General features: G+C 63.6%; 19 protein-coding genes and 1 riboswitch. Of the genes, 13 read left to right on the plus strand and 6 right to left on the minus strand.

The genetic code is table 11. The features are described 5' to 3' along the window. Positions 1-122: 122 nt before the first annotated feature. The 3 genes from Q1A44_RS10890 to Q1A44_RS10900 form a co-directional block, all read right to left on the minus strand. Positions 123-881, minus strand: a complete 759-nt coding sequence (locus Q1A44_RS10890) for a TIM barrel protein (RefSeq protein ID WP_299624382.1) — start codon at positions 879-881, stop codon at positions 123-125. Then, on the minus strand, positions 878-1,777 hold the full coding sequence (gene ltnD / locus Q1A44_RS10895; protein WP_299624385.1) for an L-threonate dehydrogenase: 900 nt from the start codon (positions 1,775-1,777) through the stop codon (positions 878-880). Before ltnD ends, Q1A44_RS10890 begins: the two co-directional genes overlap by 4 nt. 118 nt (positions 1,778-1,895) lie before the next feature. Beyond that, positions 1,896-3,344, minus strand: a complete 1,449-nt coding sequence (locus Q1A44_RS10900; protein ID WP_299624388.1) for a cobyric acid synthase — start codon at positions 3,342-3,344, stop codon at positions 1,896-1,898. Positions 3,345-3,423: 79 nt separating this feature from the next. Between Q1A44_RS10900 and Q1A44_RS10905 the strand changes: the two genes are divergently transcribed. After that, positions 3,424-4,446 carry a DUF4062 domain-containing protein gene (locus Q1A44_RS10905; protein ID WP_299624391.1) on the plus strand — a complete coding sequence of 341 codons (1,023 nt, stop codon included), beginning with the start codon at positions 3,424-3,426 and terminating at the stop codon, positions 4,444-4,446. Here Q1A44_RS10905 and cobO read toward each other — a convergent pair. Both cobO and Q1A44_RS10915 read right to left on the minus strand, forming a co-directional pair. Then, positions 4,443-5,054 carry a cob(I)yrinic acid a,c-diamide adenosyltransferase gene (gene cobO / locus Q1A44_RS10910; protein WP_299624395.1) on the minus strand — a complete coding sequence of 204 codons (612 nt, stop codon included), beginning with the start codon at positions 5,052-5,054 and terminating at the stop codon, positions 4,443-4,445. The two genes, Q1A44_RS10905 and cobO, sit on opposite strands and share 4 nt — an antisense overlap. Before the next feature lie 70 nt (positions 5,055-5,124). Further along, a complete protein-coding gene (locus Q1A44_RS10915; protein WP_299624398.1) occupies positions 5,125-5,733 on the minus strand; it encodes an HAD family hydrolase in 609 nt (202 codons plus the stop codon). A gap of 90 nt (positions 5,734-5,823) precedes the next feature. Then, positions 5,824-6,030, plus strand: a riboswitch (cobalamin riboswitch). Between Q1A44_RS10915 and Q1A44_RS10920 the strand changes: the two genes are divergently transcribed. From Q1A44_RS10920 to cobJ, 7 genes are all read left to right on the plus strand, one after another. Further along, positions 6,026-6,499, plus strand: a complete 474-nt coding sequence (locus tag Q1A44_RS10920; protein WP_366942603.1) for a DUF1636 domain-containing protein — start codon at positions 6,026-6,028, stop codon at positions 6,497-6,499. Its footprint overlaps the riboswitch before it by 5 nt. Before the next feature lie 2 nt (positions 6,500-6,501). After that, positions 6,502-7,560, plus strand: coding sequence for a cobalamin biosynthesis protein CobW (gene cobW / locus Q1A44_RS10925; protein WP_299624401.1), 1,059 nt, complete (start codon positions 6,502-6,504; stop codon positions 7,558-7,560). A 12-nt stretch (positions 7,561-7,572) separates the two neighbouring features. Then, positions 7,573-10,866 (plus strand): cobaltochelatase subunit CobN, encoded by a 3,294-nt coding sequence (gene cobN / locus Q1A44_RS10930; RefSeq protein ID WP_299624404.1) that lies wholly within the window; start codon positions 7,573-7,575, stop codon positions 10,864-10,866. Beyond that, positions 10,863-11,999, plus strand: coding sequence for a precorrin-3B synthase (cobG, locus tag Q1A44_RS10935; RefSeq protein ID WP_299624408.1), 1,137 nt, complete (start codon positions 10,863-10,865; stop codon positions 11,997-11,999). The genes cobN and cobG overlap by 4 nt, the downstream gene beginning before the upstream one ends. 4 nt (positions 12,000-12,003) lie before the next feature. After that, positions 12,004-12,633, plus strand: coding sequence for a precorrin-8X methylmutase (locus tag Q1A44_RS10940; protein WP_299624411.1), 630 nt, complete (start codon positions 12,004-12,006; stop codon positions 12,631-12,633). After that, a complete protein-coding gene (locus tag Q1A44_RS10945) occupies positions 12,630-13,370 on the plus strand; it encodes a precorrin-2 C(20)-methyltransferase (RefSeq protein ID WP_299624414.1) in 741 nt (246 codons plus the stop codon). The genes Q1A44_RS10940 and Q1A44_RS10945 overlap by 4 nt, the downstream gene beginning before the upstream one ends. Then, positions 13,367-14,119 (plus strand): precorrin-3B C(17)-methyltransferase, encoded by a 753-nt coding sequence (cobJ, locus tag Q1A44_RS10950; protein WP_299624417.1) that lies wholly within the window; start codon positions 13,367-13,369, stop codon positions 14,117-14,119. Before Q1A44_RS10945 ends, cobJ begins: the two co-directional genes overlap by 4 nt. On the opposite strand, the gene Q1A44_RS10955 is transcribed toward cobJ, so the two are convergent. Further along, positions 14,092-14,847: a cobalt-precorrin-6A reductase gene (locus tag Q1A44_RS10955; RefSeq protein WP_299624419.1), complete on the minus strand. Its 756-nt coding sequence runs from the start codon at positions 14,845-14,847 to the stop codon at positions 14,092-14,094. The two genes, cobJ and Q1A44_RS10955, sit on opposite strands and share 28 nt — an antisense overlap. Here Q1A44_RS10955 and cbiE point away from each other — a divergent pair. Genes cbiE through cobA form a run of 5 tightly spaced genes read left to right on the plus strand, consistent with a single transcriptional unit; the run spans position 14,846 to position 19,233 of the window. Next, complete coding sequence (cbiE, locus tag Q1A44_RS10960; protein WP_299624422.1) at positions 14,846-16,060, plus strand: precorrin-6y C5,15-methyltransferase (decarboxylating) subunit CbiE; 1,215 nt, start codon at positions 14,846-14,848, stop codon at positions 16,058-16,060. The two genes, Q1A44_RS10955 and cbiE, sit on opposite strands and share 2 nt — an antisense overlap. Then, positions 16,057-16,416, plus strand: a complete 360-nt coding sequence (locus Q1A44_RS10965; RefSeq protein WP_299624424.1) for a cobalamin biosynthesis protein — start codon at positions 16,057-16,059, stop codon at positions 16,414-16,416. The genes cbiE and Q1A44_RS10965 overlap by 4 nt, the downstream gene beginning before the upstream one ends. After that, a complete protein-coding gene (gene cobM, locus Q1A44_RS10970) occupies positions 16,417-17,211 on the plus strand; it encodes a precorrin-4 C(11)-methyltransferase (RefSeq protein ID WP_299624427.1) in 795 nt (264 codons plus the stop codon). Further along, entirely contained in the window at positions 17,204-18,517 is a 1,314-nt protein-coding gene (locus Q1A44_RS10975) for a cobyrinate a,c-diamide synthase (RefSeq protein WP_299624430.1), read from the plus strand. Before cobM ends, Q1A44_RS10975 begins: the two co-directional genes overlap by 8 nt. After that, positions 18,514-19,233, plus strand: coding sequence for a uroporphyrinogen-III C-methyltransferase (gene cobA / locus Q1A44_RS10980; protein ID WP_299624433.1), 720 nt, complete (start codon positions 18,514-18,516; stop codon positions 19,231-19,233). The genes Q1A44_RS10975 and cobA overlap by 4 nt, the downstream gene beginning before the upstream one ends. Positions 19,234-19,260: the final 27 nt, after the last annotated feature.

Consider the following 19,260-nt stretch of genomic DNA (forward strand, 5'->3'; position numbering starts at 1 on the left):
GCGGGCGGTGGGCCGTGCGCAGGCTCTAAACAGTTCTGTCCAATACTCTGCAAATCTTTGGACAGGACTGTCTAGAGCCGTTTGCGACATCCCTAACCTGTAATCCCGACAAAGTGGCGTGTTCAGACCAGCGTCTGCATCCAGCCCAACGTGGCGTCCGTATCGCCGCCGGGCTTGTACTCCGCCCCCAAGGGTGCGTCCCATCCCATCTGGTCAATGGCGGCAAAGATCGCCGCATAGTTCAGCTCGCCCTGATCCGGCGCGGCCCGCTCCGGGACAGAGGCAAATTGGATGTGCCCGATCTGCGTCTTCAAAGCTCCAAGACGGGTGATCACATCACCCTCATTCCGGCCCACATGATAGCAGTCAAACATCAGCTTGAGGTTCGGCGCATTGACCTCCGCGATAATCTGCGCCGCCTGATCGGTGGTCTGCAAATAATACCCGGGCGCATCATGCCGGTTCAACGGCTCAATCAAGATGGTCCGATCCCCCGCTGCACCGCAAGCATAGCGCAAGTTCTCAACAAACGTCTCACGGGCCGCCGAACCACTGGCAAAGCCCGCCATCACATGCACCGCCCCGACCTTGACGACCCGGGCATAGTCCAGAGCCTCGTCAATGGCCGCCCGTGCCTCGGCCTCGCGCCCGGGCAAAGCGCACAGGCCATTCTCACCCGCCGCAACATCGCCTCGCCGCGTGTTCAAGCCCAACATCGGCAGGCCCGTGTCGTCCAGCGCGGCGCGCACGGCGTCGGCAGACACATCATAGGGCCAATGGCATTCCACCGCATCAAACCCTGCCGCCTTGGCCGCCCGAATGGCATCGGGCAACGCGCGATCGGTCCATAAGAACCCAAGGTTGGCGGAAAAGCGGGTCACTCGCCCTCTCCCGGCAGGGTCAGCCCCGCATTGCGGGCATAGACCTTGGCCACTGCCGCATCATCCTCGTGCCCCAGCCCCATGCCCGCCGCGGCAATGAACTGCTGCAAGGCGGTGGCGGTAATGGGCGCGCTGAAATTGGCGGATTTCGCAATGTCCAATACGATCCCCAGATCCTTCGGCCAGATATTCACCTGACTGTGCGGCGTATAATCGCCCGCCACGATATGGGGCGCCCGGTTCTCCAGCATCCAGCTTGAGCCGGCGCATTTGCTGATCACCTCAACAAATTTTTCAGGGGTGACGCCTTGGGTCATCCCAAAGGTCAGCGCCTCGGCCATCGCAGCGATATGCACTCCGGCCAAGAGCTGGTTCACGGCCTTCATGGCCGACCCCGGCCCGGCCGTATCGCCCAGCTCAAAAACCGTCTCGGCCGTCGCCTCCAGCACCGGATGGGCGGCGGCAAAAGCCTCCGCCGTACCGGCCGCCATCACCGACAGCTGTCCCGAAGCGGCCTTGATCGACCCACCGGAAATGGGCGCATCCAGGTAATGCACGCCCAAAGCAGAACAGCGCGCTTCCATCTCCTTGGCAAAAGCGGGTGGCACAGTGGCGCAGGCCACAACCACCGCGCCCTTCCGCATCAGAGGCGCAATGCCATTCTCCCCGAACAATACACTCTCGGTCTGCGCCGCGTTGAGCACAACAACCATCGCCGCATCCAACTGCCCCGCGACATCGGCCAAAGCACCCGGCACACCTCCTTCCGTACGGAACCGCGCCATCGGTGCGTCGGCCACATCAAACCCATAGGTCTCGTGGCCCGCCGCCAGGCAGGACTGCGCCATGCCATAGCCCATTGACCCCAAACCAATAACTGCCGTCCGCTGCCCCATATTCGATCCCTCCAGGTTCAGGCACGTACCCTAACGACGCGGCGCACAACTGCAATCACGCAGGGGGGGCCAATGCTTCATTGTTCCAAAAATACTCAAATCAAAGTACCGTGTCCCATCAGCGCGTCGCAGCCAGCAATCCATCCACATCCACATGCGCCTCCAACCAGTCGGCCAGACCATCCAACGTTTCCTGCACGGTGTGGTCATAGGTGGCCTCCGCCGCCCTCACGCCAAAACCCGCAAGCCAGGCCCGGCGAAAACCATCACTGCGAAACATCCCGTGCAAATAGCTGCCCGCAATGCGGCCATCGGCACTCATCGCGCCCTCATCCGCGCCATCAATCCGTGCGAAAGGGCGCGACCGATCCGGCCCCTCACTGCGCCCCTTATGCATCTCATAGCCCGAAATCGCGCAGCCTGTCGGCACATGCACCGCGCTGACTTCGGTCAATCGCTTGTCCCCGGTCATCACCGTCTCAAGGTCCAATAGGCTCAGCCCAGCTTCCGTCCCCGGTAGCCCCTCGATCCCCTCAGGATCAGCCACGGAATGACCCAGCATCTGCAACCCCCCGCAAATGCCCAACACATGACCACCCCGCCGGTAATGCGCCCGCACATCCTCGTCCCACCCTTGGGCACGCAAAAAGGCCAGATCGCCCCGCGTCGACTTGCTGCCGGGCAGGATCACCACATCCGCATCCGCAGGCACAGGCTGGCCCGCCTGCAACATGGTCAAACGCACGCCGGGTTCCTGTGCCAACGGGTCCAGATCGTCAAAGTTCGAGATGCGCGACAGCTTCAGGCACACAACATGAAGGCCCCCCGCCCGCTCCGGCGTCTTGATGTCAAGCGCGTCTTCGGCAGGCAGTTTCCAGGCATCGCCAAACCACGGGATCACGCCAAATCCGCGCCACCCTGTCTGGGCTTCAATCATGGCATAACCATCGTCAAACAGAGTCGGATCGCCCCGAAACCGGTTCACGAGAAACCCCTGGATCATCGCCGCATCGCCCGGATCAATCACCGCCTGCGTGCCCACGATCTGCGCAATAACACCGCCCCGATCAATGTCGCCCGCCAGGATCACAGGGCAATCAGCAGCACGGGCAAAGCCCATATTAGCAATGTCGCCGGGGCGCAGGTTCACCTCCGCCGGACTGCCAGCCCCCTCGACCAGAACCAGATCATGCTGCGATTTCAACCGGTTAAAGCTGTCCAAAACAGCCTCCATCAACCCCGGCTTCATCTTCGCATAGTCCCGGGCCTTCACAGTCGCAACGCGCTTGCCCTGCACGACGACCTGAGAACCCACATCCGTCTCGGGCTTCAACAGAACGGGGTTCATATCCGTATGCGGGGCCAACCCACAGGCCATGGCCTGCAACGCCTGCGCCCGCCCAATCTCGCCCCCATCGGACGTCACGGCTGCATTGTTGGACATGTTCTGCGGCTTGAACGGCGCCACAGAAAGGCCCCGCCTGACAGCCGCCCGACACAGGCCCGCCACCAACATAGATTTCCCCACATTGGACCCGGTGCCCTGGATCATCAAAGATTTGCTCATCACCCCGCCTTGACGCCGTTCAGGATCACTTCCAAAGTTCGCACGCTCGGGCGTAATTTAGTTTGTGGGATTGAACCAGATGGAAAAACGATACCAGGTGTTCATCTCATCAACATTTCAGGACTTGCAGGGGGCGCGGCAAGAGGTGTCTCAGGCACTCTTGCGCGCGGATTGCTTTCCGGCGGGGATGGAACTGTTTCCTGCGGCGGATGAAGAGCAGTTTGAGTTCATCAAGACGGTGATAGACCAATCGGACTACTACATCATCATCTCGGCAGGCCGGTATGGGTCGATCCACCCGGAGACGGGGCTGAGCTATACCGAAATGGAGTATGATTACGCGGTGGAGATTGGGAAGCCGGTGATCCGGTTGCTGCACAAAGACCCATTCAATGAGTTGAAAGGCGCGCATATCGAGCATGCCGACAAAGGGCGTGCGCAATTAGCCGCATTTAGAAAGAAATTGTCGGCTTCCAGCCTTGTACGTTTTTGGGAGAGCCCGGAGACACTTGGAGGGGAAGTTCTTCATAGCTTAACTCACTTAAAGACAGCAAAACCGTCTAAAGGATGGGTTCGTGGAGAACACACAACCGCATCCGTGTCTCCGGTCGCGGGCTTAGAAAAAAATCTCAGCTTCGAAAGTTTGGCGCCTCTGCGAGTCAAATTGCGGTTCATGGACTTCGATCCGAACTCAATGAATTTTCTAATTAGTGATGACGAAGAACAAGCTTACGAATTGTCCAACGACTCATTAATTTTGAACGGCGCACAATTTGCCCAGCTACTGCTGGGCGGATTCCTATATGCCTCTGAGTTTGACGAGGCGCTCAGCATGGTCACTGGAAAAGAAAGGGAGCGAGGAAAATCAAAATTAAAGCCCACGAAGTTGGCGCAGGTCCGCCCGATATTTGAATTCTTGGAAACAGAAGGGATTTTGATCGCTGTCAAACAGCGAGGATCTCGTCTTTCAATTTGGCGAACTGCGACACGCCAGCGTCCCACTCCTAGTCAAGTATATATCTATGGAACAGATTGGACTTTGTCGGCCAGAGGACGTGCTTTCGCGGTACAGAACCGCGAAGCGATCGAATCCTTGACTTAAAACTCCACCCCCCTCTGCGCCTTCACCCCCAAATCCTTGAACGGGTGCTTGACCAGGGTCATCTCCGTCACCAAATCCGCCGCTTCGATCAACTCGGGCTTTGCGTTCCGCCCCGTCAAAACCACATGGGTCATCGCAGGCTTCTGCTCCAACAGGAAATCGACGACCTCGTCGATGTCCAGATAGTCGTAGCGCAAGGCAATATTGATCTCGTCCAGCAACACGAACTGTATCTCCGGGTCCAGGATCTGCTCTTTGGCGATCCGCCAGCCGTTCTGGGCCGCCGCGATATCGCGCTCCCGGTCTTGCGTTTCCCACGTAAACCCCTCACCAGAAACGAAAAACCGGCACTCCTCAGAAAAACGGTCCCGCAGAAACGTCTTTTCCCCCGTCGCCCAGTTCCCCTTGATGAACTGCACCACCGCGCACGGTATCCCATGCGAAATGCACCGCATGATCATCCCGAAACCGCTTGAGGATTTCCCCTTCCCCGGCCCCGTATGAACCATGATCAGGCCCTTTTCCTCGGTCTTGGTCGCCATCATCTTGTCGCGGGCGGCCTTGATCTTTTTCATCTTGGCGTTGTGGCGGGTGGTGATGTCGTCCATGGCGTCCTCCGGGATGTGTCGCGGGTTTGGTGCCACTAATTTCAACCATGTGCCAGAGGGCATCGCACACTCAGGGCAACTGATCCAGAAACGCCCCCAGCCCTGAGCGGTTGGCATCGGTGAAATGAAACCCGTGCCAGCCACGATCAAGCGCAGCCGCCACATTGCGTTCGGTGTCGTCAATCAGCACATGGGCCTCCGCCGCCGCCCCGCTCCACGCCTCGATATGGTCGAAATAGGCAGGGTCCGGCTTGGCACATCCCAACCGGCCAGAGGCAAAGATGCGCTCGACCCGCGCCCCAAATCCCATCTCACGCTCAATATAATCTGCGCGCCGCGCCTCGTTGTTGGTGCCTATCACGTGGCGGGCCTCGGGCCGGTTCAAATGCGTCATCACGCCGAAATCAGGATGGGCATCGCGCGCAAACCAATAGGCCAAGAACGCCTCCACATCGATCTGATGCCCTGCCGCGTGAAACCACTGCGCCAGCGCGTCACCCAGATCCATCTGCCCCCGCATGATCTGGCCAATGCGGGCCGGATCAAACAGGTGCGCAACCATGGCTTGTGTGTCGATGCCCCAATCCTGCGCCAGCCGGTCGGCCCAGATGAAGCGCCCGTTAACGACATTCGCATTCAAAACGCCGTCAAAGTCCCACACGATGATCCGGTCCGGCATGGGGTCATCCTCCTCACGCGGTTCGGACCAACATAAATCAAGCCGCGGTCAGCCTCCATCTCGTTCTCGCTTGACTCTGTTTCGGACCCCGCGCACTACGGATGCGCTGGTGCCCGAGGTTCGCTTTGGGTGAAAAGGGAATGCCGCGGGCCTCATGGCCCAAACGCAGCCGCCCCCGCGACCGTGACCGGAGAGGTGCCCCGCGCCACTGGCAATTGCCGGGAAGGTGGGGCCACCGACAGAGCAACCCTCTGACATCCGCAAGCCGGGAGACCTGCCAGCGTCGAGACGATTGAAACCGGACGGGGTGTTCCGGGTGTCGGGTCCAACGGCGCTGCCGTCCCGCCATTTTGCCCCGCCCTTTTGGGATGAAATGATGGCCGAACTGCCTCCTGTCGAACTGCCCCCGGTCGAGCTTCTCGTCTGTGTCAAATGCCGCCGTGAAACGGACGTGCCCGAGGGCGGTCAGCGCCCCGGTGAAAAGATGCACGCCGCCCTGGCCGAATGCGTCATGCCCGATGGCGTGACCCTGAAAGCCGTCGAGTGCCTGTCCAACTGCTCCTCCGGCTGCTCGGTCGCCGTGCGCGGCGGGGCAAGCCGCTGGACCTATGTCTATGGCAACTTGATGGAGGACCGCGACGCCGACATGGTCGTCGACGGCATCACCAAATACGCCGCCACCGCCGACGGCATCGTGCCCTGGCGCGAACGCCCCGAACATTTCCGCAAAAACTGCATCGCCCGCATCCCCCCGCAGGAGTTCTGATCATGGCCAACCTCAACAAAGTCCCCGTCACCGTCATCACCGGTTTCCTCGGTTCGGGCAAAACAACGCTCGTCCGCCACCTGATGCAGAACCCCCAGGGCAAGCGTCTGGCCATCGTTGTGAACGAGTTTGGCGATGTGGGCGTGGACGGCGAAATCTTGAAATCCTGCGCGATCCCCGATTGCCCTGCTGAAAACATCATGGAATTGGCCAATGGCTGCATCTGCTGCACCGTGGCCGATGATTTCATCCCGACGATCGAGGCGCTCATGGCCCTCGACCCCCAGCCCGAACATATCCTCATTGAAACAAGCGGTTTGGCCCTGCCCAAACCCCTGCTCAAGGCCTTTGACTGGCCCGACATCCGCAGCAAGATCACCGTGGACGGCGTCATCGCACTGGCCGATGCCGAGGCCGTGGCCGCAGGCCGGTTCGCCCCGGACGTGGCCGCCGTGGATGCCCAGCGCATCGCGGACGAGAGCATCGACCACGAAACGCCCCTCTCTGAGGTGTTCGAGGATCAGATCAGCTGCGCCGACATCATCTTGCTGACCAAACCCGACCTTGCTGGCCCAGAAGGTGTGGCAAAGGCCAAGGCGATCATCGCCGCCGAAACCCCCCGCCCGCTGCCAGTCGTCGAAGTGGCCGAAGGGGTCGTGGACCCCCGCGTTCTGCTGGGCCTGGAGGCGGCGGCCGAGGATGACATCGACGCACGCCCCAGCCACCATGACGGGCACGACGACCACGAACATGACGACTTCGAAAGCGTGATCATCGACATCCCCGAGGTCACAGACCCCACCGATCTCGTGGCCCGGATCGAGGCGATGGCGAAATCGCAAAACATCCTGCGCGTCAAAGGCTACGCCGCTGTCCAAGGCAAACCGATGCGCCTGCTGGTTCAAGCCGTCGGTGCCCGCGTCCGGCACCAATTCGACCGCCCTTGGGGTCCGAATGAACACCGCCAGGGCCGTTTGGTCGTGATTGCCGAACATGACGACGTGAACGCCACAGCGATCCGCGATGCGTTGGTCCAACCTGCTGCCACCGCAGCGGAGTAACAGGTAACGGCCATGCATGTCGTCTTTCGCGAAAGCCACGGGCTTGAGGAAACCGAGACGCCGACCGATCTGGGGCAAACGCCCGCAGATCTGGTTGTGCTGTCCTTTTCCGACAGTGACCTTGGGGCCTTCGCGGCAGCCTATCACCGGGCGGATGGCACACTGCCCACGGTGCGGTTGGCCAATCTGGTGGGGCTCAAACACCCGCTTTCGGTCGACACCTATGTGGAACAGACGCTGGAAGGGGCCAAGGGCATCCTGGTCCGCCTCATCGGTGGCGTGCCCTATTGGTCCTACGGGCTGCAACAGGTTGAGGCGCTTTGCCGAGCCAAGGGGATCGCGCTTGCCGTCCTGCCCGCAGACGGGCGGGTGGACACGCGGCTCGACGACATCTCGACCCTGCCGGTCAGCACCCTGCGCCGCCTTGCGCATCTCTGCGACACGGGCGGCGCCGTCGCGGCCCAGGCGGCTCTGGCGCAAATGGCGCTGGCCTCAGGGCTTTACGCGGGCCCTGTCAAAGGCGCAAAATCCCTGCCAACAGTTGGGGGATGGACACCACAGCATGGGCTGACCTGTCCGATTTTGTCACTCACCGACGACCGCCCGCTTGTCCTGATCACCTTCTACCGCGCCTACCTCGCCGCAGCCGACCTCTCGGCAGTCGAGGCGCTCTACCACGCCCTCGACCAACGGGGCTTTCGCACACTGGGCCTCTTTGCCCCCTCGCTCAAAGCCCCCGATGCCGCAGGCTGGCTCGCCCGCCAGATCGCGCATCTCAAGCCCCGCGCCATCGTCAACGCCACCGCTTTTTCCGGCAAGGGCAGCAAAGGCACCTCCCCGCTGGATGCGGGCGATGTGCCGGTGTTCCAGGTGGCCCTCTCCACCGCGACCCGCGACATGTGGGCCGGGGCCGAACGGGGCCTGTCGCCGGCCGACCTCGCCATGCACGTGGTCCTGCCGGAAGTCGACGGACGGCTTTTTGCGGGCGTAACTTCTTTCAAAGAGCCGCAGGCCAAAGACCCCGACCTTCAATTCGCCCGCTATGCCCACAAGGCCGATGCGGAACGGGTTCAAGCGGTGGCCGACAAGGTCAAAGCCTGGGTCGATCTGGCCGCGCGATCCGCGGACCGGCGCCACCCCGCTTTGGTGCTCAGCACCTATCCCGGCAAGGACTGGAACATGGCCCACGCCGTGGGCCTGGACGCGCTGGCCTCGGCGGAGGCGATCCTTGAGGATCTGGGCAAAGCCGGACATACTACCGGCCCCGACACCGCATCGCTGGAAACGGCGCTCGGCACTCAAACCATCGACTGGCCGCTGGACGACTACCGCGCGGCACTCGCCACCTTGCCGCAATCACTCCAAAACGACCTGGCGGCAGCATGGGGTGACCCGGCTGACGAGGCTCCAGAGGGGTATTTCAAGTTTCCGGCGGTCCAGCGCGGCAATGCGCTTGTGACCCTTCAGCCTGAACGCGGCACGCCGACGACCCGCGACGACGACTACCACGATCTGGCCCGCACACCGCGCCACGCTTACGTGGCCTTCTACCTTTGGCTCCAATCCCAAGCTGACGCACTGATCCATATCGGCGCGCATGGAACACTCGAATGGCTGCCCGGCAAATCCGTGGCTCTGTCAAACGCCTGCTGGCCCGAAGCGCTCGTGGGCACCCTGCCCGTCATCTACCCCTTTATCGTCAATGACCCCGGCGAGGCGGCACAGGCCAAACGGCGCATCGGGGCCATGACCCTCGGCCATCTGCCACCGCCCATGAAGGCCAGCGCCACACCTGACCGCTTGGTGCATCTGGAAAACCTGCTGGACGAATTTTCCAACGCGGACGGGCTTGACCCCAAACGCCGCGACCGTTTGCAAGACGACATCCGCGCCGAGGCGCAGGCGCTCGGGGTCGAGGACGATCTGGGCCTTGATCGGGCGTCTTCGACGGCCGAGGCCATCACCCGCATCGACCGCTTTGTCTGTGACATCAAGGAAAGCCAATATGGCGATGGCTTGCATATCTGGGGCCGCGGCTCTGGCGTCACCAATGGCGCACACATAAGTGCGCCTTACGGGGATGCGGCCTCGTTCGGCAATGAACAATCGTCTTTGCTGGCGGCTCTGGACGGCAAGCGCATCGCGGGCGGACCCTCCGGCTCGCCTTATCGCGGACGCACCGACGTGCTGCCCACGGGCCGCAACCTGTTCACCACCGATCCCCGCTCTGTCCCTACCCGCGCCGCCTATGCCCAAGGCGTCAAACTGGCCGAGGAACTGGTGCGCCGCCACCTGCAAGACGAAGGCGATTGGCCCCGTGGCCTCATCGTCGATCTGTGGGGGTCCGCCACCATGCGCACGGCGGGCGAGGAATTTGCCATGGCCCTGCACCTTTTGGGCGTCCGCCCCGTCTGGGATCAAGGGTCAGAACGTGTTTCCGGCATCGAAGTCCTGCCCATCGCCGACCTCGACCGCCCCCGCATCGACGTGACCTTGCGGGTCTCGGGCCTCTTCCGCGATGTGTTCCCCACCCTCTCGGCCCTCTTTGGTCAAGCCATCCGCGCCTTGTCGGCACGCGACGAGGCCCCCGACTGGAACCCCTATGCAGGCAAGGCGCAGGCCACGCGCGTCTATGGCCCGGCCCCGGGGTCGTTCGGTCTTGGCATGGGTGCCGATCTGGAAACCTTCACCGACGAAAGTCGCGCCGCTGCAGGGGCCGCCTGGCTCCGCGCCAGCAGCTACGCTTTGGACGGCACGGACGCAGTCAAGGACGAGGACGGGCTACGCGCCCGCGTCGCCGCCGCCGACAGCTTTGTCCACCTGCAAGACCTGCCCGAAACCGATGTCCTGCTCGCGTCTGATTACGCCGCCCACGAGGCCGGATTTGCCGCCGCCCAGGCCATCACGGGGGGCAACGCGGCCCTCTATCACCTCGACAGCACCAACCCAAACGCGCCCCGCGCCCGCGCCCTGCCCGAAGAGATTGCCCGCGTCGTCCAGGGCCGCGCGACCCAACCGGGCTGGCTGGCGGGCATGATGCGCCACGGGTTCCGCGGCGCTGCAGAGATCGCCGCCACCCTCGACCACATGGCCGCGTTTGCCCATCTGGCCGGCGTGGTCAAACCGCACCTTTTTGATCTTTACCACGATGCCACATTGGGCGACCCGGCGGTGGCCACCTTCCTGCAAGAGGCCAACCCAGGCGCATATCAGGCCATGCAGGACCAGTTTGCGGCCCTTGATGCTGCGGGCCTGTGGGAAACGCGCCGCAACTCCATCCGCGCTGCCCTTGAGGCCGCGCAATGACCGTCAAAGGCTGGTGTCCCGGCGCGCACCGCCCGATGATGTCCGGCGACGGGATGATCCTGCGCATACGGCCCCGTCTGGCACGTCTCACCCGCGCGCAAGTGCTTGGGATGTGCGACATTTCCCAACGCTACGGCAACGGCATCATCGACCTCACCAGCCGCGCGAACCTGCAATTGCGGGGCATCGCAGAGCGCGATCACCAAGCCGTCCTCGACGCGCTCCTGGCCCTCGACCTGCTCGACCCCACGCCCGAGGCCGAGGCGCGGCGCAACATCGTCACCACCCCGCTCTGGCAAGACGGCGACTTCACGCACCGCCTGCACGAGGCCATTTGCGCCCGGCTTGATGACATGCCCGAACTGCCCGCCAAAATGGGTCTGGCCATCGACACGGGCACAGCCCCGATCCTTGGCGAAACGTCCGCCGATTTCCGCTTCGAACGGGGCGAGGAAACATTGATTCTGCGCGCTGACGGCGCCGCCAAAGGCCGACCAGTGACCACAGACACCGCCATAAGCGCGCTGATCGACATGGCCCGCTGGTTCGGCGATCACAGGGGCACAGCCCGACGCATGGTCGCCGCACTCACGGCAAACACCCTGCCCCAAGGCTGGGCGACAACTGCGCCCCGCCCGCCCGGCACCGCACTGCACCCCGGCCCCCTGCCCGGAAAGCAAGCCTATGGCGCGCCTTTTGGCAGCATCGCGGCCAAAGCCCTTGTCGACCTGATGCACCGCACAAACGCCACCGCACTGCGCACCACCCCCTGGCGGGTCTTCCTCCTCGACGGCGCAACCGCGACACCTGCCACCGACTTTGTCACCAACGAAAACGACTCCCTGCTGCACACCCACGCGTGCCCCGGCAAGCCCGCGTGCGCGTCGGCCACCGTGGACACCCGCGCACTGGCCCGCGCCCTCGCTCCGAATGCACCCAAAGGGCTGCACATCTCCGGCTGCGCCAAAGGCTGCGCACACCCCCGACTTGCCCCGATCACACTGGTCGGGAACAACGGCGCATACGACCTTGTGGCGCACGGCCATCCATGGGATGCCCCCCGCCAACGCGGCCTGACCGCGAACGAAATTCTGCGCGGACTGGACCGCGACGCAATGATCATCAAGGCCTGACCCAATGCCCTATGAATACCAAACCGATGGTGCGGCCATCTACCTGCAATCCTTCGCCACGATCCGAAGCGAGGCAAACCTGTCGCGCTTCGACCCCGACGAGGAACAGGTGGCCGTCCGCATGATCCACGCCGCCGGCATGGTCGGGCTCGAAGAGTACTGCCGCTTTTCCCCCGGTTTCGTGCCCGCCGCGCGGACGGCGCTCGAAAACGGGGCACCTATCCTGTGCGACGCGCGCATGGTCAGCGAGGGGATCACACGGCCCCGCATGCCCGCCGACAACGAAGTGATCTGCACCCTGCACAACGAAGGGGTCCGGGAACTGGCTGCGAAAATGGGTAACACCCGCTCTGCCGCAGCCCTCGAACTCTGGCGGCCCCACCTCAAAGGCGCAGTCGTCGCCATCGGCAACGCGCCAACGGCGCTTTTCCACCTTCTGAACATGCTCGAAGATCCCGACTGCCCCCGCCCTGCCGCCATCATCGGCTGCCCGGTAGGCTTTGTTGGGGCCGTGGAATCAAAAGACGCGCTTTGGGCCGACCAACCCGTACCCTGCTGTATCGTCCAAGGGCGGCTGGGGGGCAGCGCCATCACCGTCGCCGCCGTCAACGCCATCGCGAGCCGCAAGGAATGAGCCCGGCCACCAAACCAGGCACCGTCTACGGCGTCGGCCTTGGCCCCGGCGATCCCGATCTGCTCAGTGTCCGCGCCGACAGGCTGGTGCGCAATGCCAAACACATCGCCTTTTTCCGCAAGGCGGGCCGGCCAGGCCAGGCCCGTACGCTGGCGCACAGTCTTCTGCCGGAAAACGCCACAGAACACCCGATGGAATACCCGGTCACCACCGAAATCCCACTCAGCGATCCGCGCTACAACGAGGTGCTCAGCAGCTTTTACACCGACTGCACCAAACGGCTGCGTACGCTGACAGATGCGGGCGAGGATGTGGTCGTGCTCTGCGAAGGTGACCCGTTCTTCTACGGCTCGTTCATGCACGTCTACACACGGCTCAGGGATGACGTGCCGACCCATGTGGTGCCCGCCATAACCGGCATGTCGGGGGCCTGGACGGCCACGGGTGCGCCGATCACATGGGGTGACGACATCCTGACGGTGCTCATGGGCACGCTCGACAAAGAGACACTGACCGCCCGCATGCAAGATGCCGATGCGCTGGTAGTAATGAAGATCGGGCGCAACATCGACAAGGTGCGCCAAGCGCTGAAGACCGCAGGAAAATACGACGCGGCTTGGCTGGTGGAATACGCCACAATGCCCAACCAGACGGTACAGAAACTCTCCGAGGCAGAGGGCAAAGTGACCCCCTATTTCTCGATCATCGTGGTCCACGGCCAAGGGCGCAGGCCATGAGCGGTTGGGTCGTCATCGCAGGGCTCGGCCCCGGCAGTGACGCAATGGTCACGCCCGAGGTGACCGACGCACTGGCCCAAGCCACCGACATTGTCGGCTACATTCCTTACGTCGCGCGCATCCCTGAACGCCCCGGCCTGACGCTGCACGCCAGCGACAACCGGGTGGAAAGTGACCGCTCCCGCCATGCGCTCGACATGGCGGCGGCAGGCAAACGGGTCGTCGTGGTCTCCTCCGGCGATCCCGGCGTCTTTGCCATGGCCTCAGCCGTGTTCGAGGCACTGGAAGCTGGCCCACAAGAGTGGCGCAGCCTCGACATCCGCGTTTTGCCCGGCATCACCGCCATGCTCGCCGCCGCCGCCCGGATCGGCGCACCGTTGGGCCATGATTTCTGTACCATCAACCTTTCCGACAACCTCAAACCCTGGGCGCTGATCGAAAAACGATTGCGGCTCGCGGCAGAGGCGGATTTCGCCATGGCCTTCTACAACCCGCGCTCAAAGTCCCGGCCCGAAGGGTTCGTGCGCGCACTTGAAGTATTGCGCGACGCTTGCGGCGACGCCCGCCCTATCATATTTGCGCGAAACGTGTCGCGCCCGGATGAGACGATCAAAATCGTCCCCCTGCCCGACGCCACACCAGACATGGCCGACATGCGCACCATGGTCCTTGTCGGTTCGTCCCAGACGCGGATCATTGAGGGCGCAAATGGCCCCATTGTCTACACGCCGCGCTCGGTGCCCACATGACCAATCCAGTCCATGACCTCCGCGACGCGATACGCCTCTGTCCGTGGTGGCAGCGCGGGCCGGTCAATCATGATCACCGGCAGGCCCAGCGCGCGCGCGGCCTCGACCTTGGCATAGGCTCCGCCGCCACCCGCATTCTTGGACACAACCAGATCAATTCGGTGCTCACGCATCAACGCCCGGTCATCAGCAGCGGTAAACGGCCCTCGCGAGACCAGCACATGGTGGTCGGGAAAGGGTGGCGCGGTCTCGGGCGGATCAACCAGCCGCAGCAGATAGAAATGCTGCGGATTGGGCGCGAATTCGTGCAAATGCATGCGCCCGACGGCCAGCATGACGCGGGCGGCGGGCTGATCGAGCGCGGCAACAGCGCCGCCAATATCCTGCACATGGGTCCAATCATCGCCCGTTTGCGCAGTCCACGGGGCGCGGACAAAGGCGATCAACGGCACGGCCGCCTCGGCGCAGGCCAGCACCGCATTGTGGCTCATCTGCGCGGCAAAAGGGTGTGTGGCGTCAATGACATGGGTAATCTTTTCAGCCTGCAGATAGGCCTTGAGACCCGCAATACCGCCAAAGCCGCCGATGCGTTGCGGCAAGGGCTGCCTCTTGGGGCGCGCCACACGGCCGGCAAAGCTGACCACGCCGTGCAGCCCCGCCTCGGCAGCGGCGTTGGCGAATGCGGTCGCCTCGGTCGTGCCCCCCAGGATCAAGAGGTTCGGCTGCATGTCTGACGCTCCCTGGCTTACCATTGTCGGCATCGGCGAGGACGGAATTGACGGGCTCACGGCGGCAAGTCAAGCGGCCCTAAGCGTCGCAGAGGTGATCATGGGCCCGCCGCGTCACCTCGATCTAGTGGTTAATGCGCCGTTAACCACAAGTGTCCCCGCGGGGACAAAACACATCCCCTGGCCTGTGCCCTTTGCCGACGGCTTGCCCGTCCTCGAAAAGCTGCGCGGTCAACGCGTGGTTGTCCTGGCCTCGGGCGACCCCTTCTGGTTCGGCGCAGGCAGTGTGATCGCCCGCCATTTCAAAGCCCATGAATGGGTGGCCCTGCCTGGCGTTTCATGCTTTGCCCTCGCGGCCGCACGGATGGGCTGGGCGCTCGACAAAACCATCTGCGAGGGCCTGCACGCGGCCCCTTTTTCGCGGCTCAAACCCGACCTCGCTCCCGGCGTCCAAATCATCGCAACACTGCGCGACGGCGATGCGGTCAATGCTCTGGCCGCCTACCTGACCACCACCGGTTTCGGCGCCAGTTCCCTCACGATCATGGAGCATCTGGGCGGCCCTTCCGAACGGATAAGCACCGCCACAGCAGCAAACCTGAAGGGGAGCTTCGACCACCCCGTTTGCGCGGCAATCCACGCCGCGGGAGACGGCCCGTCCCTGCCCAAATCCACCGGCCTGCCTGACGACACATTTGCAAATGACGGACAGATCACCAAGCGTCCTGTGCGTGCCATCACTCTCTCAACACTGGCCCCTTTGCCTAGGGAACACCTGTGGGATATCGGCGGCGGCTCCGGCTCTATCGCGCTGGAATGGTTGCTGGCACACCCGACCACCACAGCCACGACAATTGAGCCCCGTGCCGACCGCGCCGACCGCATCCGCCAGAACGCGGACAATCTCGGCGTCGCTCACAGGCTTTCCGTGATCCAGGGGGCGGCACCCGATGCGCTTACCCCCCTGGCCGCGCCAGATGCGATTTTTGTGGGCGGCGGCCTGTCCGAAAATCTGCTGACGGCAATCGTAGCGGTCCCGGCCCGCCTGGTCGTGAACGCCGTCACGCTTGAGGGTGAGGCGTTGCTCTCAGCCTGCCAAGCACAACACGGCGGCGACCTGATGCGGATTGCGCTGGCCCAGTCCAAACCACTGGGGTCCAAGCGAGGCTGGGCGGCCTCCTACCCGGTTGTGCAATGGAGCCTGAGCCGATGATCGTTGCCGGGTTCGGATTTCGCAGCGGCGCTTCAGAGGCCAGCCTCGCAGACGCCCTGTCACGGGCCGCAAACGGGCGCGTCCCGACGGCCTTGGCCACGCTGACAGACAAGGCGCCGGGACTACAAGAGTTTGCCCGCTCGCGAGGCCTGCGCTTGCTCCCTGTTACCTCGGAGGCGGCGCAAACACAGACGACGCTAACCCGTTCCGAGGCCAGCCAGACCCATAAATCCCTGGGCAGCGTGGCGGAGGCCACAGCGCTAGCCGCCGCAGGTCCCAACGCGCGGCTCACCGGCCCCCGCCACATATCCACCGACCGTATGGCCACCTGCGCCATCGCCATTGGAGACGACTAGATGACCGTTCATTTCATCGGCGCCGGCCCCGGCGCGCCCGACCTTCTGACCCTGCGGGGACGCGACCTGATCGCAGCCTGCCCCGTCTGCCTTTATGCAGGCTCGCTCGTGCCCGAGGCAATCCTGGGCCACTGCCCACCCGATGCGCGGGTGGTGAACACGGCGGCTATGGACCTTGACGACATCATGGCTGAAATTTCAGCGGCGCAGGACAAGGGCCAAGACGTGGCGCGGCTGCATTCCGGCGACCTGTCGGTCTGGTCGGCGATGGGCGAACAGTTGCGCAGGCTCAAGGCCGAAGGCATCCCCTTTACCGTGACCCCCGGCGTGCCATCCTTCAGCGCCGCCGCGGCCGCCTTGGGCGCGGAACTGACGCTGCCGGGCGTTGCCCAGTCGGTCGTGCTGACGCGCACACCCGGGCGCGCCTCGACCATGCCTGCGGGCGAAACGCTTGCCAATTTCGCGGCCACTGGGGCGACGCTTGCCATCCACCTGTCCATCGGCAATCTGGATCAGGTGGTGACGGACCTTTCTCCGGCATACGGGTCCGAATGTCCGGTTGCCGTTGTCTACCGTGCCAGTTGGCCCGACCAGCAGGTCATTCACGCCACGCTGGGCACCCTGCGGGAGGCGATGGATGAAAAGATCAGCCGCACCGCGCTGATCCTTGTGGGGCACGTCATCGGGGCCGAACAGTTCGACGAAAGCTGTCTTTACGCCCCTGATTACGACCGCAGATACAGGCCCATGAGCGCCGAAAGCCCCTGGGCCAGCTGGAGCCACGGCGATGATTAATCCCCCCGGTCTCATGATCTCTGCCCCCGCTTCCGGCACGGGCAAAACCACCGTCATGCTGGGACTGTTGCGGGCGCTGCGCGATGACGGACTGACGGTTCAACCGTTCAAGAGCGGTCCCGATTATATCGACCCGGCCTTTCACCTTGCGGCCGCCGGGCGACCCTCGTTCAACTTTGACAGCTGGGCGATGGATCCACAGCTTTTGGGCGGGATCGCGGCCAAGGCCGAGGGCGCAGATATCTGTGTCGGCGAAGGGTCCATGGGCCTCTTTGACGGGGTGGCGACACGCGGGCAAACCGGCTTTGGCACAAGTGCGGAAACCGCGCTCAAAATGGGCTGGCCCGTCGTGCTGGTGATTGATGTAGGCGGCCAGGCGCAATCGGCGGCGGCCACCGCCTTGGGGTTCAAAATGTACAACCCCGACCTGCCCTTTGCAGGCGTGATCCTGAACCGAGTGGCAAGCCCCCGGCACGAGCGGCTGACCCGCGCCGGAATGGACAAAGCGGGGCTCAAAGTGCTCGGGTCGCTGCCCCGGCGGGGTGACCTGAAACTGCCCGAGCGGCATCTGGGCTTGATCCAGGCGGTGGAGCATCCAGACTTGGAAGCCGCCATCGCAGGCTATGCTGATTTCCTGCGCGAAAACGTTGATTTAGATGCGATACGGGCGGCGGCCCGATCCGGACCAGCGATGGAGGCGCATCCACTGCCCGCGCCGCCCGCGCAACGGATTGCTCTGGCGCGGGACGCGGCGTTTTCCTTCACCTATCCGCACCTGCTGGACGGCTGGCGGGCGCAAGGCGCTGAAATCCTGCCTTTTTCTCCACTGGCGGATGAGGCGCCGGATACCGGCGCTGATCTCGTTTGGTTGCCCGGCGGCTATCCCGAACTGCATGCGGGCACCCTTGCGGCGGCGGCGACGTTCAAAGCGGGGCTACGGAAACACGCCGAAACCAAGCCCGTGCATGGCGAGTGCGGTGGCTATATGGCACTTGGGGCCGGGCTGGTAGACAAGGACGGGGTACAGCACGAAATGGCTGGCCTCTTGGGCCTTGTGACAAGTTATGCGAAACGCAAATTCAACCTTGGTTACCGGCGCGCCGTGCTGGATGGGCCAATGCCTGGATTTGCCGCCGGGGCGGCGCTGCGCGGTCATGAATTCCACTATTCCTCGATTGTGGAGCAGCCGGATACGGGCCTGGCCCAGGTCTTTGACGCCGATGGCAATCCGGTGGCTCAAACAGGGTCGCGACGCGGACATGTCACCGGCACGTTCTTTCACCTGATCACCGGAGAGGCATCATGACCGGTTTCGTCAGCTTTGTAGGCTCTGGCCCTGGCGATCCGGAGTTGTTGACGCTGAAGGCCGTGGACAGGCTCAAACGGGCGGATGCGGTGCTGTTTGACGATCTGTCGGCGGGGCCGATCCTGACCCACGCGCGGGCGGGCGCGGACCTGGTGGGCGTAGGCAAACGGGCCGGTCGCCCCTCGCCCAAGCAGGATCATGTGAGCCGGTTGCTGGTGGACTATGCCCAGGCGGGACAACGGATTGTGCGCCTGAAATCCGGTGATGGCGGGACATTCGGGCGGCTGGAGGAGGAGACCACGGCCCTGCAAGCGGCTGATATTCCATTTGAAATCATCCCCGGCGTGCCTTCGGCTTGTGCGGCGGCGGCGGCGGCGGGCATTCCGTTGACACGCCGACTGACGGCCCGACGGGTACAGTTTATCACGGGCCATGATGTGCGGGGCGCTTTGCCCGAAGACCTCAACCTTGCCGCACTGGCCGACGCGCAGGCGACGACGGTGGTGTTCATGGGGCAACGAACCTTTCCGGTGCTGGCCGAGATGCTGATGGATGCAGGGCTGCCTGCGGACACGCCCGCACTTTTGGCCGAAGGTGTGTCGACCCCCGCCGAGGCGCTGCACCGCATGAGCGTGGCAGAGCTTGCCGAGCGGTTGCGCGCCGGGGTCAGCGACGCGCCCGCCCTGATCCTGTATGGGGCATTGGCCGATGGGTAGCGCGCGGGCCTTTTGTGGGAATTTGAG

Origin of the sequence: uncultured Tateyamaria sp., from assembly GCF_947503705.1 — a bacterium.
Classification (GTDB): domain Bacteria; phylum Pseudomonadota; class Alphaproteobacteria; order Rhodobacterales; family Rhodobacteraceae; genus Tateyamaria.

Excerpts from the sequence above, each read along its gene's own strand:
- cobN (WP_299624404.1), top strand. The coding sequence starts at position 7,573 with ATGCATGTCGTCTTTCGCGAAAGCCACGGGCTTGAGGAAACCGAGACG.
- Q1A44_RS10965 (WP_299624424.1), top strand. The coding sequence starts at position 16,057 with ATGATCGTTGCCGGGTTCGGATTTCGCAGCGGCGCTTCAGAGGCCAGC.
- Q1A44_RS10915 (WP_299624398.1), bottom strand. The coding sequence starts at position 5,733 with ATGCCGGACCGGATCATCGTGTGGGACTTTGACGGCGTTTTGAATGCG.
- Q1A44_RS10955 (WP_299624419.1), bottom strand. The coding sequence starts at position 14,847 with ATGCAGCCGAACCTCTTGATCCTGGGGGGCACGACCGAGGCGACCGCA.
- ltnD (WP_299624385.1), bottom strand. The coding sequence starts at position 1,777 with ATGGGGCAGCGGACGGCAGTTATTGGTTTGGGGTCAATGGGCTATGGC.
- cobO (WP_299624395.1), bottom strand. The coding sequence starts at position 5,054 with ATGGACGACATCACCACCCGCCACAACGCCAAGATGAAAAAGATCAAG.
- Q1A44_RS10945 (WP_299624414.1), top strand. The coding sequence starts at position 12,630 with ATGAGCCCGGCCACCAAACCAGGCACCGTCTACGGCGTCGGCCTTGGC.
- cobM (WP_299624427.1), top strand. The coding sequence starts at position 16,417 with ATGACCGTTCATTTCATCGGCGCCGGCCCCGGCGCGCCCGACCTTCTG.
- Q1A44_RS10975 (WP_299624430.1), top strand. The coding sequence starts at position 17,204 with ATGATTAATCCCCCCGGTCTCATGATCTCTGCCCCCGCTTCCGGCACG.
- Q1A44_RS10940 (WP_299624411.1), top strand. The coding sequence starts at position 12,004 with ATGCCCTATGAATACCAAACCGATGGTGCGGCCATCTACCTGCAATCC.
- cobG (WP_299624408.1), top strand. The coding sequence starts at position 10,863 with ATGACCGTCAAAGGCTGGTGTCCCGGCGCGCACCGCCCGATGATGTCC.
- cobA (WP_299624433.1), top strand. The coding sequence starts at position 18,514 with ATGACCGGTTTCGTCAGCTTTGTAGGCTCTGGCCCTGGCGATCCGGAG.
- Q1A44_RS10905 (WP_299624391.1), top strand. The coding sequence starts at position 3,424 with ATGGAAAAACGATACCAGGTGTTCATCTCATCAACATTTCAGGACTTG.
- Q1A44_RS10900 (WP_299624388.1), bottom strand. The coding sequence starts at position 3,344 with ATGAGCAAATCTTTGATGATCCAGGGCACCGGGTCCAATGTGGGGAAA.
- cobJ (WP_299624417.1), top strand. The coding sequence starts at position 13,367 with ATGAGCGGTTGGGTCGTCATCGCAGGGCTCGGCCCCGGCAGTGACGCA.
- cbiE (WP_299624422.1), top strand. The coding sequence starts at position 14,846 with ATGTCTGACGCTCCCTGGCTTACCATTGTCGGCATCGGCGAGGACGGA.
- cobW (WP_299624401.1), top strand. The coding sequence starts at position 6,502 with ATGGCCAACCTCAACAAAGTCCCCGTCACCGTCATCACCGGTTTCCTC.